20 protein-coding genes are annotated in these 19,820 nt (G+C 69.5%); 10 read left to right on the forward strand and 10 right to left on the reverse strand.

The genetic code is table 11. From position 1 onward, the window contains the following. The first annotated feature begins 4 nt into the window (after positions 1 to 4). From P8S73_RS09135 to P8S73_RS09145, 3 genes are all read left to right on the forward strand, one after another. On the forward strand, positions 5 to 1,939 hold the full coding sequence (locus tag P8S73_RS09135) for a primary-amine oxidase (RefSeq protein ID WP_019310622.1): 1,935 nt from the start codon (positions 5 to 7) through the stop codon (positions 1,937 to 1,939). Between the two features lie 218 nt (positions 1,940 to 2,157). Continuing rightward, on the forward strand, positions 2,158 to 2,892 hold the full coding sequence (locus P8S73_RS09140; protein WP_019310621.1) for a type IV toxin-antitoxin system AbiEi family antitoxin domain-containing protein: 735 nt from the start codon (positions 2,158 to 2,160) through the stop codon (positions 2,890 to 2,892). 80 nt (positions 2,893 to 2,972) lie between these two features. Next, a complete protein-coding gene (locus P8S73_RS09145; protein WP_235586565.1) occupies positions 2,973 to 3,812 on the forward strand; it encodes a nucleotidyl transferase AbiEii/AbiGii toxin family protein in 840 nt (279 codons plus the stop codon). 26 nt (positions 3,813 to 3,838) lie between these two features. On the opposite strand, the gene P8S73_RS09150 is transcribed toward P8S73_RS09145, so the two are convergent. Beyond that, the gene (locus tag P8S73_RS09150; RefSeq protein ID WP_019310619.1) at positions 3,839 to 4,690 is read right to left on the reverse strand and encodes a class I SAM-dependent methyltransferase; all 852 of its coding nucleotides are present in this window, start codon (positions 4,688 to 4,690) and stop codon (positions 3,839 to 3,841) included. 88 nt (positions 4,691 to 4,778) lie between these two features. Further along, positions 4,779 to 4,985, reverse strand: a complete 207-nt coding sequence (locus P8S73_RS09155; RefSeq protein ID WP_124109525.1) for a hypothetical protein — start codon at positions 4,983 to 4,985, stop codon at positions 4,779 to 4,781. Positions 4,986 to 5,269: 284 nt separating this feature from the next. Between P8S73_RS09155 and P8S73_RS09160 the strand changes: the two genes are divergently transcribed. Next, positions 5,270 to 5,650, forward strand: a complete 381-nt coding sequence (locus tag P8S73_RS09160) for a VOC family protein (RefSeq protein WP_029603403.1) — start codon at positions 5,270 to 5,272, stop codon at positions 5,648 to 5,650. Positions 5,651 to 5,724: 74 nt separating this feature from the next. Here the strand turns inward: P8S73_RS09160 and P8S73_RS09165 are convergent, their stop codons facing one another. Next, the gene (locus tag P8S73_RS09165) at positions 5,725 to 6,681 is read right to left on the reverse strand and encodes a YafY family protein (RefSeq protein WP_019310616.1); all 957 of its coding nucleotides are present in this window, start codon (positions 6,679 to 6,681) and stop codon (positions 5,725 to 5,727) included. 94 nt (positions 6,682 to 6,775) lie between these two features. On the opposite strand from P8S73_RS09165, the gene P8S73_RS09170 reads away from it, so the two are divergent. Further along, complete coding sequence (locus tag P8S73_RS09170) at positions 6,776 to 7,333, forward strand: DUF664 domain-containing protein (RefSeq protein WP_019310615.1); 558 nt, start codon at positions 6,776 to 6,778, stop codon at positions 7,331 to 7,333. 82 nt (positions 7,334 to 7,415) lie between these two features. Here the strand turns inward: P8S73_RS09170 and allB are convergent, their stop codons facing one another. From allB to arsB, 5 genes are all read right to left on the reverse strand, one after another. Then, positions 7,416 to 8,714 carry an allantoinase AllB gene (gene allB, locus P8S73_RS09175; protein ID WP_050899499.1) on the reverse strand — a complete coding sequence of 433 codons (1,299 nt, stop codon included), beginning with the start codon at positions 8,712 to 8,714 and terminating at the stop codon, positions 7,416 to 7,418. 494 nt (positions 8,715 to 9,208) lie between these two features. Continuing rightward, positions 9,209 to 10,339 (reverse strand): glycerate kinase, encoded by a 1,131-nt coding sequence (locus P8S73_RS09180; protein WP_019310613.1) that lies wholly within the window; start codon positions 10,337 to 10,339, stop codon positions 9,209 to 9,211. Positions 10,340 to 10,532: 193 nt separating this feature from the next. Beyond that, a complete protein-coding gene (locus P8S73_RS09185) occupies positions 10,533 to 11,318 on the reverse strand; it encodes a hydroxypyruvate isomerase family protein (protein ID WP_019310612.1) in 786 nt (261 codons plus the stop codon). A gap of 197 nt (positions 11,319 to 11,515) precedes the next feature. Beyond that, positions 11,516 to 11,929: an arsenate reductase ArsC gene (locus P8S73_RS09190; protein WP_019310611.1), complete on the reverse strand. Its 414-nt coding sequence runs from the start codon at positions 11,927 to 11,929 to the stop codon at positions 11,516 to 11,518. Further along, entirely contained in the window at positions 11,926 to 12,990 is a 1,065-nt protein-coding gene (gene arsB / locus P8S73_RS09195) for an ACR3 family arsenite efflux transporter (protein ID WP_019310610.1), read from the reverse strand. The genes P8S73_RS09190 and arsB overlap by 4 nt, the downstream gene beginning before the upstream one ends. A 193-nt stretch (positions 12,991 to 13,183) precedes the next feature. On the opposite strand from arsB, the gene P8S73_RS09200 reads away from it, so the two are divergent. From P8S73_RS09200 to P8S73_RS09210, 3 genes are all read left to right on the forward strand, one after another. Then, a complete protein-coding gene (locus tag P8S73_RS09200; protein WP_019310609.1) occupies positions 13,184 to 13,483 on the forward strand; it encodes a helix-turn-helix transcriptional regulator in 300 nt (99 codons plus the stop codon). Positions 13,484 to 13,603: 120 nt separating this feature from the next. Then, positions 13,604 to 14,650 (forward strand): NAD(P)-dependent alcohol dehydrogenase, encoded by a 1,047-nt coding sequence (locus P8S73_RS09205; RefSeq protein ID WP_019310608.1) that lies wholly within the window; start codon positions 13,604 to 13,606, stop codon positions 14,648 to 14,650. Between the two features lie 95 nt (positions 14,651 to 14,745). Next, positions 14,746 to 15,306 (forward strand): GNAT family N-acetyltransferase, encoded by a 561-nt coding sequence (locus tag P8S73_RS09210; RefSeq protein ID WP_059280702.1) that lies wholly within the window; start codon positions 14,746 to 14,748, stop codon positions 15,304 to 15,306. 87 nt (positions 15,307 to 15,393) lie between these two features. Here P8S73_RS09210 and aceB read toward each other — a convergent pair whose 3' ends face one another. Next, on the reverse strand, positions 15,394 to 17,001 hold the full coding sequence (gene aceB, locus P8S73_RS09215) for a malate synthase A (RefSeq protein ID WP_019310606.1): 1,608 nt from the start codon (positions 16,999 to 17,001) through the stop codon (positions 15,394 to 15,396). Positions 17,002 to 17,222: 221 nt separating this feature from the next. Between aceB and P8S73_RS09220 the strand changes: the two genes are divergently transcribed. Continuing rightward, positions 17,223 to 17,984: an IclR family transcriptional regulator gene (locus P8S73_RS09220; RefSeq protein ID WP_019310605.1), complete on the forward strand. Its 762-nt coding sequence runs from the start codon at positions 17,223 to 17,225 to the stop codon at positions 17,982 to 17,984. Between the two features lie 88 nt (positions 17,985 to 18,072). On the opposite strand, the gene rfbA is transcribed toward P8S73_RS09220, so the two are convergent. Next, positions 18,073 to 18,963: a glucose-1-phosphate thymidylyltransferase RfbA gene (gene rfbA, locus P8S73_RS09225; RefSeq protein WP_019310604.1), complete on the reverse strand. Its 891-nt coding sequence runs from the start codon at positions 18,961 to 18,963 to the stop codon at positions 18,073 to 18,075. Positions 18,964 to 19,083: 120 nt separating this feature from the next. On the opposite strand from rfbA, the gene P8S73_RS09230 reads away from it, so the two are divergent. After that, entirely contained in the window at positions 19,084 to 19,818 is a 735-nt protein-coding gene (locus P8S73_RS09230) for a glutamine amidotransferase (protein WP_019310603.1), read from the forward strand. Positions 19,819 to 19,820 lie beyond the last annotated feature (2 nt).

Genomic DNA, 19,820 nt, shown 5'->3' on the forward strand with positions numbered 1-19,820 from the left:
CGTCATGTCCCACGAGACCACCAGCCCCTACGCCCTGCAAAGCCTCGAGGAGATCCGGGTGGTGCGCGAGGTCCTGGAAGAGGCCGGGCACTTCCCCGAGACGGCGCGCATGGCGTACCTGGGCCTCGTCGAGCCCGCCCGGGGCACACCCGCGGACGCGCCGGCGGACCGCAGGTTCCGCGTGTTCCTGCTCGACGTCGCCGGGGGACCCGCCAAGGACGTCGTCGTCTCCGCGACCGCCCGCCGCGTGGAGAGCGTGACCGAGCTGGACACCTCCGAGACCGGGGAGCTGCCGGTGCTCGAGGAGGAGTTCGAGATGGTGGAGCAGATCCTCTCCACGGACGAGCGCTGGCTGGCCGCGCTGCAGAAGCGCAACCTGCCCGTGGAGAAGGTGCGGGTGGCGCCGCTGTCCGCCGGGGTGTTCGAGTACCCGGAGGAGAAGGGCCGGCGCATGCTGCGTGGGCTCGCGTTCCTGCAGGAGCACGAGGAGGACTCGGCGTGGGCGCACCCGATCGACGGGCTCGTGGCCTACGTGGACGTGACCAACCAGGCCGTGGACCAGGTGCTGGACCTGGAGGTGGTCCCGGTGCCGCAGGAGCACGGCAACTACACGGATCCCGAGCTCACCGGACCCACGCGCACCACCCAGAAGCCGATCGAGATCACCCAGCCCGAGGGGCCGTCCTTCACCGTGACCGGCGGCAACCACGTGGAGTGGGAGAAGTGGAGCCTGGACGTGGGCTTCGACATGCGCGAGGGGCTCGTGCTGCACAACATCGCGTTCGAGGACCAGGGCCAGAAGCGCCGGATCCTGGACCGCGCCGCCATCGCGGAGATGATGGTGCCCTACGGGGACCCCTCCCCGGTGCGGTCCTGGCAGAACTACTTCGACACCGGCGAGTACCTGGTGGGGCAGTGGGCCAACTCCCTGGAGCTCGGCTGCGACTGCCTGGGTGACATCACCTACCTGTCCCCGGTGGTTGTGACCGGGCGCGGCGAACCGCGGGAGATCACCAACGGCATCTGCATGCACGAGGAGGACTGGTCCATCCTCTCCAAGCACACGGACCTGTGGAGCGGGGTGGCGTACACCCGCCGCAACCGCCGCCTGGTGATCTCCTTCTTCACCACCGTGGGCAACTACGACTACGGCTTCTACTGGTACCTCTACCTGGACGGCACCATCGAGTTCGAGGCCAAGGCCACCGGCGTGGTCTTCACCTCCGCCCTGCCCAACGGCTCCTCGGACTTCGCCTCGGAAATTGCCCCGGGGCTGGGTGCGCCGTTCCACCAGCACCTGTTCTCCGCGCGCCTGGACTTCGCGCTCGACGGCGGGCCCTGCCGCGTGGAGGAGGAGGACGCGGTGCGCGTGCCCATCTCCGACGACAACTCCCGCGGCAACGCGTTCACCCGCAGGCGCACCGTGCTGGAGACGGAGAAGGCCGCCATGCGGGACGCGGACATGTCCCGGGCGCGCACGTGGGTGGTCTCCAGCACCGAGCACACCAACCGGCTGGGCCACCCCGTGGGCTACAAGCTGCACCCGGAGGGGCTGCCCACCATGCTGGCCTCGGAGGACTCCTCGATCCACCGCCGCGCCGCGTTCGCCACCAAGGCCCTGTGGGTCACCCCGTACGAGGAGTCCGAGCGGTACCCCACCGGCGACTTCCCCAACCAGCACGCCGGTAACGGCGGCCTGCCGGAGTGGACCGCCCAGGACCGCTCGGTGGACGGCACGGACATCGTGGTGTGGCACACCTTCGGGCTCACCCACTTCCCGCGCGTGGAGGACTGGCCGATCATGCCCGTGGACACCGTGGGCTTCAAGCTGCGCCCGGAGGGCTTCTTCGACCGCTCCCCGGTGCTGGACGTCCCCGCCCCGAAGAAGGGCCACTGCTGCGAGGGCGAGCAGGAGCAGTCCTCCTGTTGCGAGTCGTAGGACCACCCGCGCCGGCTTTTTCCGGTAGCGCGTGAGCGAGGCGCCCACCCTCCACGGGGTGGGCGCCTCGTCCGTCTCCGGGCGACGACGACGCCGTGCCCGGCCTTCGCGGGGCGGGGCACGGCGCCGTCGTGGGAACGTCGCGAATTGGGTGACCGGGGCAGCTGCAGTGGTCAAAAGTGCTTCACTTGTATCTCTAAACAGATACAATTGCAGGTATGAAGCTCCTTGAGGTGGTGTCGCAGGTGTCGCAGCTGGCGGCACGCCAGTGGGGGTTGCTCACCACCGCACAGGCAGCGAGCGAGGGCATCAGTCGGCTGCACCTGGGCCGCCTTGCAGCCGCCGGTGTCATCGAGCGGCTCGACAGGGGCATCTACGGCATCCCGGCGGCGGTGGATGAAAGGACTCCGATGCGGGTTGCGTGGCTGTCGCTCGATGCCGGGCGGTTCGCCGAAGAACGACTGGTGGATCCCGTTGCCTCCGGGGTGCTGTCGCACACCTCGGCGGCGGCACTGCACGGGATGGGAGATCTCCTGGATGACGAGCCGGAACTCTCGGTTCCCGGCAGGAAGCAGAGCAGGCGGGGCATCCGACTGCATCGCGCCGCGCTCGCCGCCGATGACGTGACCCTTGTCAGTGGTCTGCCGGTGACCACACCAGCTCGAACCGTCGCAGACCTCCTGCGCGACGGGCACGAACCCTCCCATGTTGCCGACATCGTCGGCGAGGCGGTGAGGAGGGATCTCGCCACGCCTCACGAGTTGGAGGTGGCGCTGGAACCGCTGGCCCGGAGGAACGGCCAGACGAGCGGGGCCGCACTGCTCGGTGACCTGCTCGACGGGGCAGGTCTGAACTTCGAGTGGGCGCTGCTCTCGAGCGCTGCACCTGCAATGAGCGAGATCAATAGGTATTCGTTGCCCCCGGGCGCTGACTCGACCGGCATCTCGCAATGACGGAAATGACGGAGGGGTTTCCCTATCGGGATGGCAATGCACTCTGGGCTGCAGCCAGAGCCCATGCCAAGACGGAGTCCATGACCTCTGGGGTTCCGGTTGAGGCCGTCATCAGACGGTTCGTCGTCGATCGTTTTCTCGCCCGGGTGTTCGTTTCGCCCTCTGCGAGGTGGGTGCTCAAAGGAGGCAACGCCGTGCTCGTTCGGGTGCATGATGCGCGCACGACCAAGGACGTCGACCTCCTGGCGGAATTGGCTGACCCTGAGGATGCCGTATCGGCGCTGCGGGCGGCAGTCGCCATTGATCTGGGTGACCATTTCCGATTCGCCGTGACCGGGGTCCGCGCAGCGTCCGGGGGTGTTCTGCAACCGGGCATCGCCGGCTGCAAGGTATCGCTCGACGCCTACTGTGGTGTGACGCGGCGCCACAGTTTCAGCGTGGATGTGGTGACAGGTTCCCTGATGACTGCCTCGCCAGAGGTCCGTACCCGTCCAGGTCTCGTTCCCGCCGTCCCGCCAACCCGTGTCAGTCTCTACCCCGTGGTCGACCACATCGCTGACAAGCTCTGCGCTACGCAGAGCATGTACGGCTCCGCCGGGGACCAGTCTTCGACCCGAGTGCGAGATCTGGTCGACCTGGTAGTGCTCGCACGGACCCAGCACGTCAACGGCATTGAACTCTCACAAGCCATTGCGGCCGAATGGGAACACCGCGGACTCTCCGGAGCACCGTTCTTCGCCCCACCGAAATCGTGGGACCGCCTGTATCCGCCCGTAGCGAGGCGTGTTCCAGCGTGTGGGGACTTCCTCACCTTCGATGCCGCTGTTGAGCTCACCACCGCGTTCCTCGATCCGGTGCTTGATGGCTCTGCCGAGGACTGTCTGTGGTCCCCGGAGAGACTTGCCTGGGAGAGGGAGTGAGTCCCGTCGGCGGGGGCTGAGGTCAATTAAGCCTTTCCCTGATGGGCTGCAAGGTTGGGGCGCGCAATGAGCTCGCCGTGGGGCATGCAGAACCAGGCGTCGGGGGACCGGCCCCAGTCCTGCCAGGCCACGGCGATCTGCTCGACCTCGGCGAGGGAGAGACCCTGCTCTCGCGCCCGGACGGCGAAACCGGAGGTGCGGACGCGTTCGGCCTGGGAGCCGCCCCACCAGCGGGTCGTCTCGGGGGTCGCGTAGGTCCACGTAGAGGACTGGGCGGTCTCGACGTCGAGCCCCGCCTCGTTTGCCCAGGCCCGGAGCCGCCGCCCGGCATCCGGTTCGCCGCCCAGAGCCCGGGAGCTCGCGCAGTACGTCTCCCGCCACCGGTCGAGGCCCGCGTTCTCGGGGTACCAGACCATGACCCCGTAGTCGGCGTCGCGGCATGCGATGATCCCGTCCTCGGCGCAGTAGCCCGCCATCGCGTCCAGTGCCGCCACCGGGTCGGGAACGTGCTGGAGCACCTGGTGGGCGTGGACCACGTCGAACGAACCGGGCTCGACGTCCACGGTGAAGAAGTCCGAGGCGAGGAACGTGGCGGTCGTGTCCGCCCGCGTCCGCGCGTTCTCACGTGCCGCGGCGACGGCCTCCTCGGAGAAATCCACGCCGACCACCTCCCCGGCGGGGCCCACGATTTCCGCCAGGTCCAGGGTGATCGAGCCGGGGCCGCACCCCAGGTCGAGAACCCGCATCCCGGGACGCAGCCGGTCGAGGAAATAGGCGCAGCTGTTCGCTGCCGTCCGGGTGCCGTGGGAGGCGAGGACCGCAGGCTGGTGGCCGTGGCTGTAGCGAGGGGTTGCTCCCGAGCTGGGCGAGGTGGTCATGAGGGCACCGTAAGGCGCGGGCAAAGCTCAGGAAAAGACAGGATCACCTGGTGAGACGAGCCCGTGGTGGCGCTGGAGTCCGGGGTCGTCACTTGGCCTGGGGACTGCTCCTCACGAAGATGATGAGGAGCACCGCGATGGCGATCGTGGAGTACGAGTAGAACAGGCCGGACGTGGTCCCCGCCGAGAGCTTCAGAGTGATGGCCACGATGCTGGCCAGAATCGCCAAGGCGGCTCCGATGTAGACGAACATTTTGACCCCGTACTGCACCCTGGCGGTCTTCTTCTCGGTCATGACCATTCCCTCCCCCTGGTGCCCCGGCGGGGCGGTTCCTTTCCGCTGATCCTGGCGGAGGAGGACGGCTGCCGCAAGACACAGTTCCGGTGGAATCGCCAGCTTCCCCGGGGGAAGCAGGGCAGACGGGGACTGTCGCACGGCCAGGTAGCAGCAAACCCGGCTTGCCCAGCGGATCAGCACCATCACAACGGACCACGGGACAACCTGAGAGTTTTCATCAGTGAGATCCACCGTTGACACAGTGGACTGCCGTTGTCGGTGACATCTTCTACCGTCAGTGCATGACTACTCGTGTGGCGCCCCTCGCGTCGATCTCCATCGACTGCCCCAGCCCCGACGACCTTGCCCCCTTCTACAAGAGCCTGCTCGGACTCGAGGAAGCCTTCGCCACCCCTGACCGGGGTGTCATCTGCCTGAGCGGAGCAGGCCCCATGCTGACGCTGATGCGGGTGAACGAGTACGAACCGCCGACATGGCCGCAGGGGCCTCAGTTCCAACAGATGCACCTGGACCTCGCGGCTGACGACCTTGACGCCGATGTGGCGGCGGCCCTCAAGATCGGGGCCCGCGAAGCCGATTTCCAGCCTTTCCCCGAACAGTGGAGGGTCATGCTCGATCCGGTCGGGCACCTCTTCTGCCTGAGTGCTGTCCGTCCTGATTGACCTGGAGTTCAAACGGAGGACTCCGAACCATCGGTCTCTCATGGCCTGCGGCGATCGGCCCTGGCCGGGACTCCTCAGCGTGTGCTGCGCGCCAGGTCCGAAATGCGGGCCATAGCCTCTCGGAACGGGTCTGCTCCTGGACCGTCGAGAACTGTCAGGGGAGTTTTGAGATCGCGACTGATCCACAGCATGTGCCAGGCGAGGTCGTCCCAGTCGGGTGCACCCACCAGGAACCGGCAGCCGTGGGGAGTGGATTCGAGGTCGGCCCGGTAGGGCGCCGGGACCCGGGCACGGACCTTCTCCACGTCGATTCCCATTGCCACACGGACACGACAGGGGTAGCGGTGGGGGAGATCCTGCTGGAACTCCGGTGGAGGTGTCTCCCGTGGGTCGAAGCGCCAGGTGGTGCTGCGGAGGTCGGTCATCCGGTCCAGACGGAACACCCGCCAGTCGTCCCGGCCGCGGTCGAAACCTTGCAGGTACCAGTGCTCGCCCTGCGTCAGGAGACGCGCCGGCTCCACTTCCCGTGCGCTCGTCTCACCCGTGGCCTTGCAGTAGTCGAAACGTACCAGCGCGCGGTCGCGCTGCGACGTGGCGAGCCGTTGCAGAACTGCGAGGTCCACGGGTGGGCGGTTGCCCGGGATGGCGCGGGTGGCCCGGTCGACGGCCGAGGCGAGGGCGCGCAGTCTTGGGGGCAAAACCTGGTCGAGCTTCGTCAGCGCACGCAGTGCTGCTTCTCCCACCTCGTCAGCTCCCGAGAGCGCGCCCATCCGGAGGCAGGCAACCAGCGCGATGGCTTCGTCGTCGTCGAGCAGCAGAGGAGGAAGGCGGCGCCCGGCACCCATGCGGTACCCGCCGTCCAACCCCCGCGCGGCCTCCACCGGATAGCCCAGCTGCCGCAATCTGGTGACGTCCCGGCGCACGGTGCGCTCCGTGACGTCCATGCGGGCGGCGAGCTCGTGCGCCTGCCAGGTGGTGCGCGCTTCCAGCAGCCCGAGCAGGCGCAGGACGCGCTGAGTGGTGTCGGCCATGTCTGCATTCTCTCGGACACAGCGGACTGGAGCTGTCCGCATGCCCAGGTGTCATGTTCCTGACAGCACCCGCTGACCTTGAGAGGACATCACCGTGTACCTGCCCCAGATCGACGACGAACGCACCACTCTCTGCAAATACCTGGACGTTCAGCTCGATGCGATTCGCGCGAGTTCCTACGGGCTCGACGATGCCCAGGCACGCTGCGCTCCCCTGCGCAGCGCTTTGAGCATCAGCGGGATCACCAAACACATCATCTTCTGCATGAAGCAGTCACTCTCCGGAGCTGGACACCACGAGCACGACCAGCCGTTCGAGGCGTTCTTCGCGAGCTTCACAGCGTCGGATGATGAGGACATCGCGACGCTGCTGGAGACCTTCGACGCGGTCCGCGGCCAGTACATGGAGATGTGCCGTGAAGGGGATCTCGAAGCAGAACTGCCCGTGGGCCCCATGCCCTGGGTGGGCATGGACGAAGCCCGCCCGGCGAAACTGCGGTACCTCTACGTGCACCACGTGGAGGAGTTCGCCCGGCACGCGGGACACGCCGACATCATCCGTGAGGAGATCGACGGCGCCCAGGCCGCTGAACTGCTCGCGGCGGTCGAAGGACGACCCGCGAACGACTTCGTGACCCCCTGGAAAGTCTGACAGCGCCGTCGTCCCGAACGCCCGGACCTGGACGACGGGCAGACGACGCCGTGCCCCGCGAAGGCGGGGCACGGCGTCGTCGTCAGGCCTGGCCGCGGCTCAGAAGACGGCCCGTGGGCGTCTCGTAGTCCACCTCGTGCCCGCCCACGAACGTGCGACGAACCTTCCCGGAGAGCACCTTGCCCTGGTCCGGGGTGATGGGGTTCTTGTGGTTCAGGCGCTGGGCGTCTACCACGTAGCTCTCGTCCGCGGCGAAGACCGCCATGTCCGCGTCGTAGCCCAGGGACAGCTTGCCCTTGCCGCGCAGGCCCACGCGCTCGGCCGGGCGCGTGGACATCCACCGCACCACGCGCTCGAGCCCGACCCCGCGGCGTCGCGCCTCGGTCCAGATCAGGGACAGGCCCAGCTGCAACGACGAGACGCCGCCCCACGCCACCCCGAAGTCCCCGTTGCCCAGGTCCTTGAGGTCCAGTGTGGAGGGGGAGTGGTCCGAGACGATGTAGTCGATGGTGCCGTCGATCAGCCCCTCCCACAGCTTCTCCCGGTTGGAGACCTCGCGCACCGGCGGGCAGCACTTGAACGCGGTGGCGCCGTCCGGGATCTCCTCGGAGAGCAGCGTGAGGTAGTGCGGGCAGGTCTCCACGGTGATGTCCAGGCCGTCGTTCTTGGCGGAGCGGATCATGGGGATTGCGTCCGAGGAAGACAGGTGCAGGATGTGCGAGCGGGCCCCGGTCCAGCGGGTGCGCTCGATGACCTCCGCGATCGCGATGTTCTCCGCACCGCGCGGGCGGGACTTCAGGAAGTTCTCGTACACGTTGCCTTTGGGCTGCGGGGCCTTGTCGATGGTGCGGGAGTCCTCCGCGTGCACGATCAGCAGCGAGTCGAAGGTCTTGATCTCGGCGAGCGCCTCCTCCATCTCGTCCGCCTCCAGGTGCGGGAACTCGTCCACACCGGAGTGCAGCAGGAAGCACTTGAAGCCGAACACGCCGTCGTCGTGGAGGGGGCGCAGATCGGACTTGTTGCCGGGCACGGCGCCGCCCCAGAAGCCGATGTCCACGAACGCGTTCTGCTGGGCGAACAGCCGCTTGTACTCGAGTGCGGCCGTGTTCACGGTGGCGGGCACGGAGTTCAGGGGCATGTCCACGATGGTGGTCACACCGCCCGCCGCGGCCGCCCGGGTGGCGGTGGCGAAGCCCTCCCACTCGGTGCGCCCGGGCTCGTTCACGTGCACGTGGGTGTCCACGAGGCCGGGCAGCAGCGTCTCGTCCTCGGCGAGCTCCACGACCCGCGCGCCCTGCAGACCGGCGCCGAGCGGCTCGATCGCGGCGATCTTCCCGTTCCGCACGCCCACCTCCCGGGGCACGAAGTGGTCCCCGCACATCACCCGGTGGCCGCGGACCACGAGGTCGAACTCGCCGTCCCGCCGTCCGGTGCCCCGGGCCTCCGCGGACTCGTCCGCCCCCGTGAGATGGTGCTCGGCTCGGTACTCCCGGATCAGTTCGCGCACGTGCTCCGCACCGTTGACCTCGGCGGCCAGCGCGATCTGCGCGGCACGCTCACCACCCCGTTCGGCGCGGTTCTCGGGGGTCTCCGCGAGGTTCGAGTTATGCTCCGCAACCTCCTCGGGAGACTCGTCACGCTCCGGGGACGACGCCGCCCGCTCCACCTTCGCGCGCACGTCCACCGTGGCCTGCTCGTCGTTCCGGGCGTGGTCCGTGGCGACCGCGTCCTCGGGCCGCTGCGGCGCGCTGTCCGGGGCCGCGGCGTCGTCGTGCGAGGGCTTGCGGGAACCGCGCTGGGGTGAGGCGTTCATGTCGGTGGTCCTTTCGGTGGGGCGTGCCGGTGATGCGGCAGAAGTGGGTGGGCGTACGGGTGCTACTGCGAGCGTAGGCGGTGACCCACCTCACGCAGCAGGCGCGGGGCCTCGCGCATGGAGGTGTTCGTGTCCGGGGCGAGGGCGCGCAGCTCGTGGACGGCGGCGAAGCCCGCTTCGGCCAGCGCCTCCGGGGACAGCGTGGTGCGACCGCACACCGCGATCACCGGGACCCCGTGGCGCCGGCCCACGCGCAGCACGCCCAGCGGGGTCTTGCCGCCCAGGCTCTGCTCGTCCAGGCTGCCCTCGCCCGTGACGAGAAGGTCCGCGCCCGCCACGGCGGCGTCCAGGTCCACGAGGTCCAGGACCACGTCCACGCCGGGCCTGCGCTCGGCCCCGAGCACGGCGAGCGCCGCGTACCCCACGCCACCGGCGGCACCCGCTCCCGGGGCATCGGCGGCGGCGCGGGCGGGCTCGCCGAGCGCGACGGTGAGCCGGTCGCGGAAGGTTCCCAGGGCGGCGTCGAGCTCCGTGACGTCCTGCGGCGAGGCGCCCTTCTGGGGGCCGAAGACGGCAGCGGCGCCGCGCGGACCCGTCAGGGGGTTGTCCACGTCCGCGGCCAGCACGAACTGCGCCTCCCGCACGCGGGGGTGCAGCCGGGAGGCGTCCACGGTGCGCAGGTGCGCGAGAGCCGCGCCGCCGCGGAGGAGGGGCTCGCCGTGCTCGTCCAGCAGGCGCAGACCCAGGGCGGTGAGCATCCCGGCGCCGCCGTCCGTGGTGGCGCTGCCGCCCACGCCCAGGACCACGCGGGTGCACCCGGCGTCCAGGGCGGCGGCGATCAGCTCGCCCGTGCCCTGGCTCGTGGCGGTGCGGGCCTGCAGCACGGGCTCGCCGTCGTGGTGGGGCAGAGCGGCCAGGCCCGAGGCCAGCGCCATCTCGACCACGGCCTCGTCCCCGCGCCGGGCCCACGCCGCGGCCACGGGATCGCCCGCGGGGCCCGTGACGGTGAGGTCCTGGCGCGTGAAACCGGCCTCCCGGGCGGCGTCGAGCGTGCCCTCGCCGCCGTCGGCCACGGGCAGCTCCACCACGTCCGCCTCCGGGGTGGCGTCCCGGATCCCGGCCGCGAGGTGCGCGGCGGCCTCGCGGGCGGTCACGGAGCCCTTGAACTTGTCGGGTGCCACCACGATGCGCACGGCGCCTCCTCGCGGAACGGTCTCGGTCACGGCCGGAGCGCCCCGGTGGTGTGCGCCCCGCGGGGCCATTCCAGCACGACGACGCCGCGGGGCCCCGTTCCGCGCACCGCCCGTCGGGAGCGCGCTGGCACCGCTCTGCGCGGGCGCTCGAACGTGCACGGGGAGGCCAGGCACGTGACCGGTGACGCCGCGCTCATGCCCGCTCCGACCGCGGCAGCCACGCGAACGGGTCCTCGTGGGACGACACGTATTCGAGGGCGACGTCCCCGCTGTAGCCGAGCTCACGGGACCGGGCCACCCAGTCGAGCAGCGGCAGCCCGCCGGTGCCCGGTTCGTGGCGACCGGGGGCGTCCGCGATCTGGACGTGCCCGAAGTCCGCGGCGTGGGCCTCGATGACGGCGGGAACGTCGTCGCCGTTGACAGCCAGGTGGTAGAAGTCCGCGAGCAGCCGCACGTTTTCCCGGCCCACGGCGTCGACCACGGCCAGCGCGTCCTTCGCGGTTCTGAGGGGGTAGGCGGGGACGCCGGAGACCGGTTCGAGCACCACCGTGCCGTCCAGTGGAGCGAGAAGGTCTGCGGCGTGGCGGAGGTTCGTGAGCGCCGTCGTCCTCTGCTCCTCCGCGGTGAGATCGTAAAGGCGGTTGCCGTGCAGCGCATTGAAGTGGCGGCACCCCGTGGCGCGGGCGATCTCCGCGACCAAGTCCACGTTCGCGCGGAACTCCGCCGTGCGGGAGGGGTGGGAGAGCACGCCGCGCTCGCCGGCGGGCATGTCCCCGGCGTAGAAGTTCAGCCCGGTGAGCTGGACGCCCGCGTCCCGCAGGGAGGCCACGAAGGCGTCCACCTCCTCTTGAGGTGGGGTGGGGGAGTCGAACGGCCACCAGAACTCCGCGCGCGTGAAACCGTGCCGGGCGACCGCGGCCGCGCGGTCGAGCAGGGGGAGGTCCGCGAAGACGATCGAGGCATTGACGGTGTAGTTCATGGAGTCATCCTGCCAGCGCCCCGATGCGGCGTCTTTCCGTGACGCGAGCGTGGGGTGCTGGGGTGGCTCCACACCGTCACACCGGGGCAGCCCACCAGGTCAGGTGACCGGTTACGCAGGACTCGCAGGACGGGCCCGCTCGCTCGCCCGGGCGGACGCAGGGCGAGACCGAGCGGGCCGTTGCCGACGAGCGGTGGTCAGCGCGCGTGCACGCCGAGCGAGCCCAGCAGCTCCACCACGCGCCGCCTGATCTCGTCGCGGATGGGGCGCACGGCGTCAACGCCCTGCCCCGCGGGGTCCTGCAGCGCCCAGTCCTCGTAGCGCTTGCCGGGGTAGTAGGGGCACGCGTCCCCGCACCCCATGGTGATGACCACGTCCGAGGCCTCCACGGCGTCCGGGGTGAGCACTGTGGGCTTCTCAGCGCTGAGGTCGATGCCCTCCTCGAGCATGGCCTCGTGGACCGCCGGGTTGATGGACGCGGCGGGCGCGGAACCGGCAGAGCGGACCTCCACGGCACCGCGCGAGAGGTGCCGCACGTAGGCGGCCGCCATCTGGGAGCGCCCCGCGTTGTGGACGCACACGAACAACACGCTGGGATCCGGGTGGCTCATGCGCGGACCTCCTGCTGGGGGTAGCGCTTGCGGAGTGCCAGGCTCACGTAGACGAGACCGACGAGGACGGGCACCTCGATGAGCGGCCCCACGACGCCGGCCAGTGCCTGACCGCTGGTCACACCAAACGTGGCGATGGCCACCGCGATGGCCAGCTCGAAGTTGTTGCCGGCGGCGGTGAAGGCGAGGGTGGTGGTCCGCTCGTAGGAAAAGCCCAGCGCACGCCCCAGCAGGAAGCCGCCACCCCACATCAGCAGGAAGTAGGCGAGCAGGGGAAGGGCGATCCGCACCACGTCGAGCGGGTGTGAGGTGATCTGCTCACCCTGCAGGGCGAACAGGATCACGATGGTGAACAGCAGGCCGTACAGAGCCCACGGGCCGACCTTGGGCAGGAACGAGGACTCGTAGGCCTCCCGGCCCCACTTCTTCTCGCCGATGAGCCGCGAGAGGTATCCAGCCACGAGCGGGACCCCCAGGAACACGAGCACGGACGCCGCGATCCGCCACGGGGAGACGTCCAGTGACGCCTGCTCCAGCCCGAGCCACCCCGGCAGCACCTCCAGGTAGAACCACCCGAGGAAGCCGAACGCCACGATCTGGAAGATCGAGTTGAGGGCCACGAGCACGGCTGCCGCCTCACGGTCGCCGCACGCGAGGTCGTTCCAGATGATGACCATGGCGATGCAGCGCGCCAGTCCCACGATGATGAGACCCGTCCGGTACTCCGGGAGGTCGGGCAGGAAGATCCAGGCGAGGGCGAACATCAGCGCGGGACCGACGACCCAGTTGAGCAGGAGAGACGCCCCGAGCATGCGCTTGTCACCGGTCACGGTGTCCAGGCGGTCGTAGCGCACCTTGGCGAGCACCGGGTACATCATCACGAGCAGACCGATCGCGATCGGCAGCGAGACCCCCTGGATCTCGACGGCGCCCAGTGCCTCTCCCAGTCCCGGCACCAGACGGCCCAGCGCGAGTCCGGCAACCATGGCCGCAATGATCCACACGGGAAGAAACCGGTCGAGGGTGGAGAGGCGGGCGGCCGGTGGTGCGTCAGTTCTCAAGGTCGTCTCCAGTGGTGGGGCACGAGCGGGTGGCGTCGTCGGAGGCTCCGCCCCAGCGGCCCAACGGTGCGCTGGAGGGCCGGTTCGCGGGGGACAGGCGCCGCGCGACTGAGCACCCCGGGGGGTCCTTGCTTAGACAGAAGCCAATACAGTCCAGGTTGCCCGCCGTATAGACGGTTGTCAAAATAGGCGCATGACCTCGGTTGAGCTTCACATCGACAACGCGCCCGACGGCGTCGAACGCTCGGCCGCCGTGTTCAAAGCCCTGGCGGATCCAGTGCGCCTGAGCCTCTACCTCGCGATCCGAAAGGCTCTGCCCGGGAGCATCTGCGTGTGCGACCTCCCGGACTTCGATCTGTCCCAGGCGACCATTTCGCACCACCTGCGCAAGCTCCGGGAGGTCGGGCTCGTCAGCTCGCGTCGGCAGGGCACGTGGGTGCACTACACCGCGCAGGAGGGTGTGTTCGAGCTGGCCGTCGACTCAGTGGCGTAGAGCCGTGTCCCGCCCTCGTCCGCCGTGGCGCCCTTGAAGGCCCCGAGCGGGTGCAGATTGGCACGAACCACTTTCCCCCGAAATGACCTGACCGGGGGCACAGGTCTACAGTCACATCCCATGACTACTAACGTTGCTGCCTATCAGGCCGTCGCCTCCGGTGCTCCGCTCGAGAAGGGCACCATCGAGCGTCGGGACCTGCGCCCGGACGACATCCGCATCGAAATCGAGTTCGCCGGGATCTGCCACTCGGACATCCACACCGTGCGCGAGGAGTGGGGGCCCATCGACTTCCCGCTCGTCCCCGGGCACGAGATCATCGGTCGCGTCACGGAGGCCGGCTCCGAGGTCCAGAAGTTCACCGTGGGGGAACGCGCGGGCGTGGGGTGCCTCGTGGACTCCTGCCGCGAGTGCGAGTGGTGCCTCAAGGGTGAGGAGAACAACTGCCCGAAGGCCGTGGGCACCTACCGCGGCAAGGACCGTTTCACGGGGGAGCAGACCGACGGCGGGTACTCCACCGAGATCATCGTGTCCGAGGCCTTCGCCCTGCACATCCCCGAGAACCTGGACCCTGCGGCCACCACGCCGCTGCTGTGCGCTGGGATCACCACGTACTCCCCGCTGCGCACGTGGGGTGTCACCGAGGGCTCCAAGGTGGCCGTGGTGGGCATGGGCGGTCTCGGCCACGTGGCCGTGAAGCTCGCCGCCGCCATGGGCGCGGAGGTGACCGTGATCAGCCAGACCCGTTCCAAGGAGGAGGACGGCCGCCGCTTCGGCGCCACCGACTGGATCGCCCGCACGGAGGATCCCGAGGCGCTGTCGCAGCACAAGGGCGAGTTCGACGTCATCATCAACACCGTCTCGGCGCACGTGGACGTGCAGGAGTTCATGGCCACCCTGCGCCCGCACGGCGCCATGGTGCTGCTGGGTCTGCCCACCGAGACCCTCGAGGTGAAGGCCCCGCTGCTGGTCAGCGGCCGCAAGTCCCTCACGGGCTCCAACATCGGCGGCATCCGCGAGACCCAGGAGATGCTCGACTTCTGCGGTGAGCACGGGGTCACGGCGGAGATCGAGCTCATCAACGCCGAGGACCTCAACGACGCCTACGACCGCGTGGTGGACTCGGACGTGCGCTACCGCTTCGTGATCGACGCGAAGACCATCTGAGGCAAGACCCAGGCACGCCGACCACGGCGCCCCGGACTTTCGCGGTCCGGGGCGTCGTCGTCGTGCGTCTCACCGCGCTCCACTACCCTGAGCCCATGCCCCGAACCCTGGACGACCTCTCCTGGCCCCGCCGCACCGAGCGGCTCACCGTGGCTCGCCTGGCCCCGGAGGATGCCGACGCTCTATGGGAGTTGAAGAGCGACCCGGAGCTGAACCGCTGGACCACCAGGATCTACGACTCACGCGAGGAGTTCCGCGCGGACTGGAACGCCCTGGCCACCACCCACCTGATGGCCCACTGGGACGGGCAGCTCGCGGCCTACCTCATGGTCAAGCACCAGGACGCGTGGTCCCAGACGGACGTCGCCGAACAGGCCCGGGGGCAGCGGGTGGAGCTCGGCTGGGTGGTGGCGCCCTGGGCCCAGGGCCGTGGCGTGGCCACGGAACTCGTGCGCGAAGGCCTGGCCATCGCGTTCGACATGGGTGTTCACCGGGTGGAGGCCGGCTGCTTCGCGGAGAACACCGGATCCTGGAAGGTCATGGAGAAGGTGGGGATGCGCCGAGAAATCCACACGGTCAGGGACTGCATGCACCGGGATGGTCAGTGGCACGACGGCTACGGGTACGCCATGCTCGCGGAGGAGCACCACGGCTGAGCGAGCGGACGGACAGACCTCCGGCCCCCGAGGTACCGCACGAGGCGGCAACCGCGGGGGCCGGACGGGGCAGGCGCTGGGGGCGGCCTACCTGGTGCTCTCCATCAGGTCGTAGGCGGACAGCGTGAGGAAGGCCGGGTAGTCCTCCCTGAGCACCATGTCCGAGATGAGCCGCCCAGCGGGCACGAACCACTTCTCGTAGTTCTCCTGGTCGATCTCCCCGCGCAGCACCTCGAGCTGCTTGTCGAGGGCGTCGGAGACGAGCTCGCGCGTGGCGGTGCTGCCGGTGTCCGTGTAGACCACGCCGTTCTTGATCTGCTGCCAGATCTGCGAGCGGGAGATCTCCGCGGTGGCGGCGTCCTCCATGAGGTTGTGGATGGCCACCGCGCCGCTGCCGGACAGCCACACCGCCACGTAGCGGATGGCCACGTACAGGTTGGCGTTGAGCTCTTTCTCGGTGCGCTGGTCACCGGCGGAGGGCACGTCCAGCAGCATCTCGGCGGTCACGTCCACCTCGGGGCGCTGGCGGTCCACCTGGTTCGGTTTCTCACCGAGCACGCCGTCGAAGACCTCCTGGCACACGGGCACGAGGTCCGGGTGGGCCACCCACGAGCCGTCGAAGCCGTCCCCGGCCTCGCGGGTCTTGTCGTTGCGGACCTTCTCGAACGCGGCCTTGTTGATCTCCTCGTCCTTGCGGGAGGGGATGAACGCGGCCATGCCGCCCATCGCGAAGGCACCGCGCTTGTGGCAGGTCTGCACCAGCAGGTCCGTGTACGCGCGCATCAGGGGAGCGGTCATGGTCACCGCGGAACGGTCCGCCAGGATGAACTTCTCCCCGGCATCGCGGAAGTACTTGATGATGGAGAACAGGTAGTCCCAGCGCCCCGCGTTGAGCCCGGAGGCGTGGTCCCGCAGCTCGTAGAGGATCTCGTCCATCTGGAACGCGGCGGGGATGGTCTCGATCAGCACGGTCGCGCGGACGGTGCCGTGCTCGATGCCCAGGTACTCCTCCGCGAACGTGAACACGTCGTTCCACAGCCGCGCCTCCAGGTAGGACTCCATCTTGGGCAGGTAGTAGTACGGGCCCTGGCCGTTCTCGATCAGCTGCTTGGCCGTGTGGAAGAAGTGCAGCCCGAAGTCCGTGAGGGAACCGGAGCCGGTCTTCCCGTTGACCGTGATGTTGTACTCGGGCAGGTGCCAGCCGCGCGGGCGCATGACCACCACGGCCAGGGGCACGTCCTCGCGGAGCGTGTACTCCTTGCCCTCCGGGGAGGTGAAGCCCAGGGTGCCGCGGGCGGCGTCGCGCAGGTTGGCGATCGCGTCCACCTGGTTGGCCCAGCTGGGGGAGGCGGCGTCCTCGAGGTCCGCGAGCCACACCTTGGCCCCGGAGTTCAGCGCGTTGATGGCCATCTTGGCGGGCGACGCCGGTCCGGTCATCTCCACGCGCCGGTCCTGCAACGCCTCGGGGGCCGGGGCCACCTTCCAGTCGCCCTCCCGGACCTCGCGGGTCTCGGGGAGGAAGTCCATGGTGCCGGTCTTGGCGGCCTGCGCGCGGGCGGTCTCGCGCTTGCCGAGCAGCTCCTCACGGCGGTCCGCGAACTTCTCGTGCAGCGCCTCCACGAACGCGAGGGCCTCCTCCGAGAGGATCTCGTCCGCCGCGGCCTCGTTCTGCGGGGTGGTGTGGGTGATGCTCATGGAGTGCCTCCAAGTATCCGTATTGTGGAAAAATTATTCCATTACCACGAGTTTAGACATAGGATGTGACCCAGGACAAGGCCCTGCTGAGACGCGGGCCACACGTGCGAGGGGTCACCGGGATCGCCCGAACCCGGCCGTGGCCGTTCGGTCCCGCCGCGGCGCGACCCGACCGGCGGTGAGCCACGCACGACACCATCGACGACCGAGGGAGCGCACGGATGCCAGAGGCCAGGAGCACGGGCGGGGTGCAGTCCGTCGAACGGGTCTTCGGCCTGCTCGACATCATCACCGCAGCCGGGGGAGAGATCTCGCTGAGCGAGCTGGCCTCCAGGGCGCAGCTGCCGCTGCCCACCATCCACCGGCTGCTGCGCACCCTGATCCCGCTGGGCCACGTGCGCCAGCTGCCCAACCGCAGCTACGCGCTGGGCCCGGGACTCATCCGGCTGGGCAACGCCGCGGGGCTCGCGCTGGGCACCTACGCGCAGCCCGTGCTGCAGGGGCTCGTGGACCAGCTGGGGGAGTCCGCCAACATGGCCGTGCTGGACGGGCGCATGGTCGTGTACGTGGGGCAGGCGCAGTCCTCCCACTCCATGCGCATGTTCACCGAGGTGGGCCGTCGCGCGCACCTGCACGGCACCGGCGTGGGCAAGGCCATCCTGGCCACCCTCCCGGAGGAGCAGGTGGTCTCGATCGTCACGTCCATGGGCATGCCCACCCCCACCGAGAAGAGCCTGGGCACCGTGGAGGAGCTGCTCGCGGACCTCGCGCTGATCCGCGAACGCGGCTACGCCGTGGACGACGAGGAGCAGGAGATCGGCGTCCGCTGCTTCTCCGTCCTCGTCCCGGACGCCCCCACCCCCACGGCGATCTCGGTCTCGGGCCCCACCACGCGGGTGGACTGGGACTTCGGCGAGCGCGCCGTTCCGCTGCTGCGCGAGGCCGCGGCGCAGCTGTCCGGACAGCTCTCCCGCGCTGGCTGAGGCGGACGACGCCGCTGTGCCCCGCCTGGGTGGACGTGCTCCACGACGCCGCGGGGCACGCGGACGGGTTCGAGCGCGAGGGTGCGGGTCAGTGGCGCTGGGGCAGGGCGGCGTCGTGCTCCGTGAGCAGGGACTCGAGGTACGCGCCGTAGCCGCTCTTGTGCAGCGCCGCGGCGCACTCGCGCAGCTGGGCGTCGGAGATCAGGCCCATGCGCCAGGCGACCTCCTCGGGGCAGCCGATCGAGGTGCCCTGGCGCGCCTGGACGGTGCGGATGAAGTTGGTGGCGTCCGCGAGGGAGTCGAACGTGCCGGTGTCCAGCCACGCGGTGCCGCGCGGGAGCACGTGCACCGCGAGCTCGCCCCGGTCCATGTACATCCGGTTGAGGTCCGTGATCTCCAGCTCGCCGCGCGGTGATGGCGTGAGCGAGCGGGCGAACTCGACGGCGCGCCGGTCGTAGAAGTAGAGCCCCGGGACCGCGTACGGGCTGCGGGGGTGCGCGGGCTTCTCCTCGATGGACACGGCCTGCCCGGCGGCGTCGAACTCCACCACGCCGTACGCGCTGGGGTCCGCCACCCGGTACCCGAAGATCGCGGCCCCCTGGAGGTCGTGGAAACGGCGCAGCTGGGTGCCGAGTCCCGGCCCGTAGAAGATGTTGTCGCCCAGGATGAGGCACACGCTGTCGTCCCCGATGTGCTCGGCCCCCAGCAGGAACGCCTGGGCGAGCCCGTCCGGGGACTCTTGCCGGGCGTAGGAGATCTCCGCGCCGAAGCGGGAGCCGTCCCCGAGCAGGCGACGGAACTGCTCGGCGTCGTGCGGGGTGGTGATCACCAGGATCTCCCGGATGCCCGCGAGCAGTAGCGTGGAGAGCGGGTAGTAGATCATCGGCTTGTCGTAGACCGGCACGAGCTGCTTGCTCACGCCCAGGGTCACGGGGTGCAGACGGGAGCCCGTGCCGCCCGCGAGGATGATGCCCTTCATGTCCCCATCATGGCAGGGACTCATTCGAGTGCATGGGACGCATGGCCTGTGTGGGGATCGTCCCAGGTGCCCGAGCCGCCGGTGTGCGGCGAGGCCTGCGGCCGTGGCTAGCATGAGGGCATGAAACCGTTCGTGCTGCTGGCCACCCGTGATGACGACGTCCTGGCGGACGAGGAGTACGAGGCCGTGGCGCGCTTCGGAGGGCTGAGTACCTCGCAGCTGGAACGCATCCGCCTGGAGCAGGGGAATTTCCCCACGCTGGACCTGGACCGTTACAGCGGGATCATCGTGGGCGGCTCGCCGTTCAACTCCTCGGACCCCGCGGAGCAGAAGTCCCGCGTGCAGCGGCTCGCGGAGACCTGGATCAGCGGCTTGCTGGACGAGGTGGTGGCCCGTGACTACCCGTTCCTGGGGGCGTGCTACGGCGTGGGGACCCTCGGCATCCACCAGGGCGCCGTGGTGGACCGGACCCGTCCGGAGGAGGTGGGTCCCATCACCGTGACCCTCACGGAGGCGGGGGAGGCGGATCCGCTCCTCGCGGACATGCCCCGGGAGTTCAGCGCCTACGTGGGGCACAAGGAAGGCACCCGCGTGATGCCCCCGAACGCCGTGCTGCTGGCCGAGGGCTCGGTGTGCCAGGTCCAGATGTACCGCATCAAGGAGAACCTCTACGCCACGCAGTTCCACCCGGAGCTGGACGTGGAGGGGCTCGTGAACCGCATCCGCGTGTACAAGGACCTGGGCTACTTCAAGCCGGACGAGCTGGAGACCGTGATCGAGCGGATCACCCACGGGCCCGCCGTGGACCAGGCGCCCAAGGTGCTCAGCGCGTTCGTGGAGCGCTACGCCCGCTGACA

The sequence above is a fragment of the Kocuria sp. ChxB genome, assembly GCF_044359605.1.
In the GTDB taxonomy this organism is placed as follows: Bacteria; Actinomycetota; Actinomycetes; order Actinomycetales; family Micrococcaceae; genus Kocuria; species Kocuria rhizophila.

Bases quoted from the DNA above. Each gene is read 5' to 3' on its own strand.
- P8S73_RS09135 (WP_019310622.1), top strand. From the start codon at position 5: ATGTCCCACGAGACCACCAGCCCCTACGCCCTGCAAAGCCTCGAGGAG.
- P8S73_RS09140 (WP_019310621.1), top strand. From the start codon at position 2,158: ATGAAGCTCCTTGAGGTGGTGTCGCAGGTGTCGCAGCTGGCGGCACGC.
- P8S73_RS09145 (WP_235586565.1), top strand. From the start codon at position 2,973: ATGACCTCTGGGGTTCCGGTTGAGGCCGTCATCAGACGGTTCGTCGTC.
- P8S73_RS09150 (WP_019310619.1), bottom strand. From the start codon at position 4,690: ATGACCACCTCGCCCAGCTCGGGAGCAACCCCTCGCTACAGCCACGGC.
- P8S73_RS09155 (WP_124109525.1), bottom strand. From the start codon at position 4,985: ATGACCGAGAAGAAGACCGCCAGGGTGCAGTACGGGGTCAAAATGTTC.
- P8S73_RS09160 (WP_029603403.1), top strand. From the start codon at position 5,270: ATGACTACTCGTGTGGCGCCCCTCGCGTCGATCTCCATCGACTGCCCC.
- P8S73_RS09165 (WP_019310616.1), bottom strand. From the start codon at position 6,681: ATGGCCGACACCACTCAGCGCGTCCTGCGCCTGCTCGGGCTGCTGGAA.
- allB (WP_050899499.1), bottom strand. From the start codon at position 8,714: ATGTGCGGGGACCACTTCGTGCCCCGGGAGGTGGGCGTGCGGAACGGG.
- P8S73_RS09185 (WP_019310612.1), bottom strand. From the start codon at position 11,318: ATGAACTACACCGTCAATGCCTCGATCGTCTTCGCGGACCTCCCCCTG.
- P8S73_RS09190 (WP_019310611.1), bottom strand. From the start codon at position 11,929: ATGAGCCACCCGGATCCCAGCGTGTTGTTCGTGTGCGTCCACAACGCG.
- P8S73_RS09200 (WP_019310609.1), top strand. From the start codon at position 13,184: ATGACCTCGGTTGAGCTTCACATCGACAACGCGCCCGACGGCGTCGAA.
- P8S73_RS09205 (WP_019310608.1), top strand. From the start codon at position 13,604: ATGACTACTAACGTTGCTGCCTATCAGGCCGTCGCCTCCGGTGCTCCG.
- P8S73_RS09210 (WP_059280702.1), top strand. From the start codon at position 14,746: ATGCCCCGAACCCTGGACGACCTCTCCTGGCCCCGCCGCACCGAGCGG.
- aceB (WP_019310606.1), bottom strand. From the start codon at position 17,001: ATGAGCATCACCCACACCACCCCGCAGAACGAGGCCGCGGCGGACGAG.
- P8S73_RS09220 (WP_019310605.1), top strand. From the start codon at position 17,223: ATGCCAGAGGCCAGGAGCACGGGCGGGGTGCAGTCCGTCGAACGGGTC.
- rfbA (WP_019310604.1), bottom strand. From the start codon at position 18,963: ATGAAGGGCATCATCCTCGCGGGCGGCACGGGCTCCCGTCTGCACCCC.
- P8S73_RS09230 (WP_019310603.1), top strand. From the start codon at position 19,084: ATGAAACCGTTCGTGCTGCTGGCCACCCGTGATGACGACGTCCTGGCG.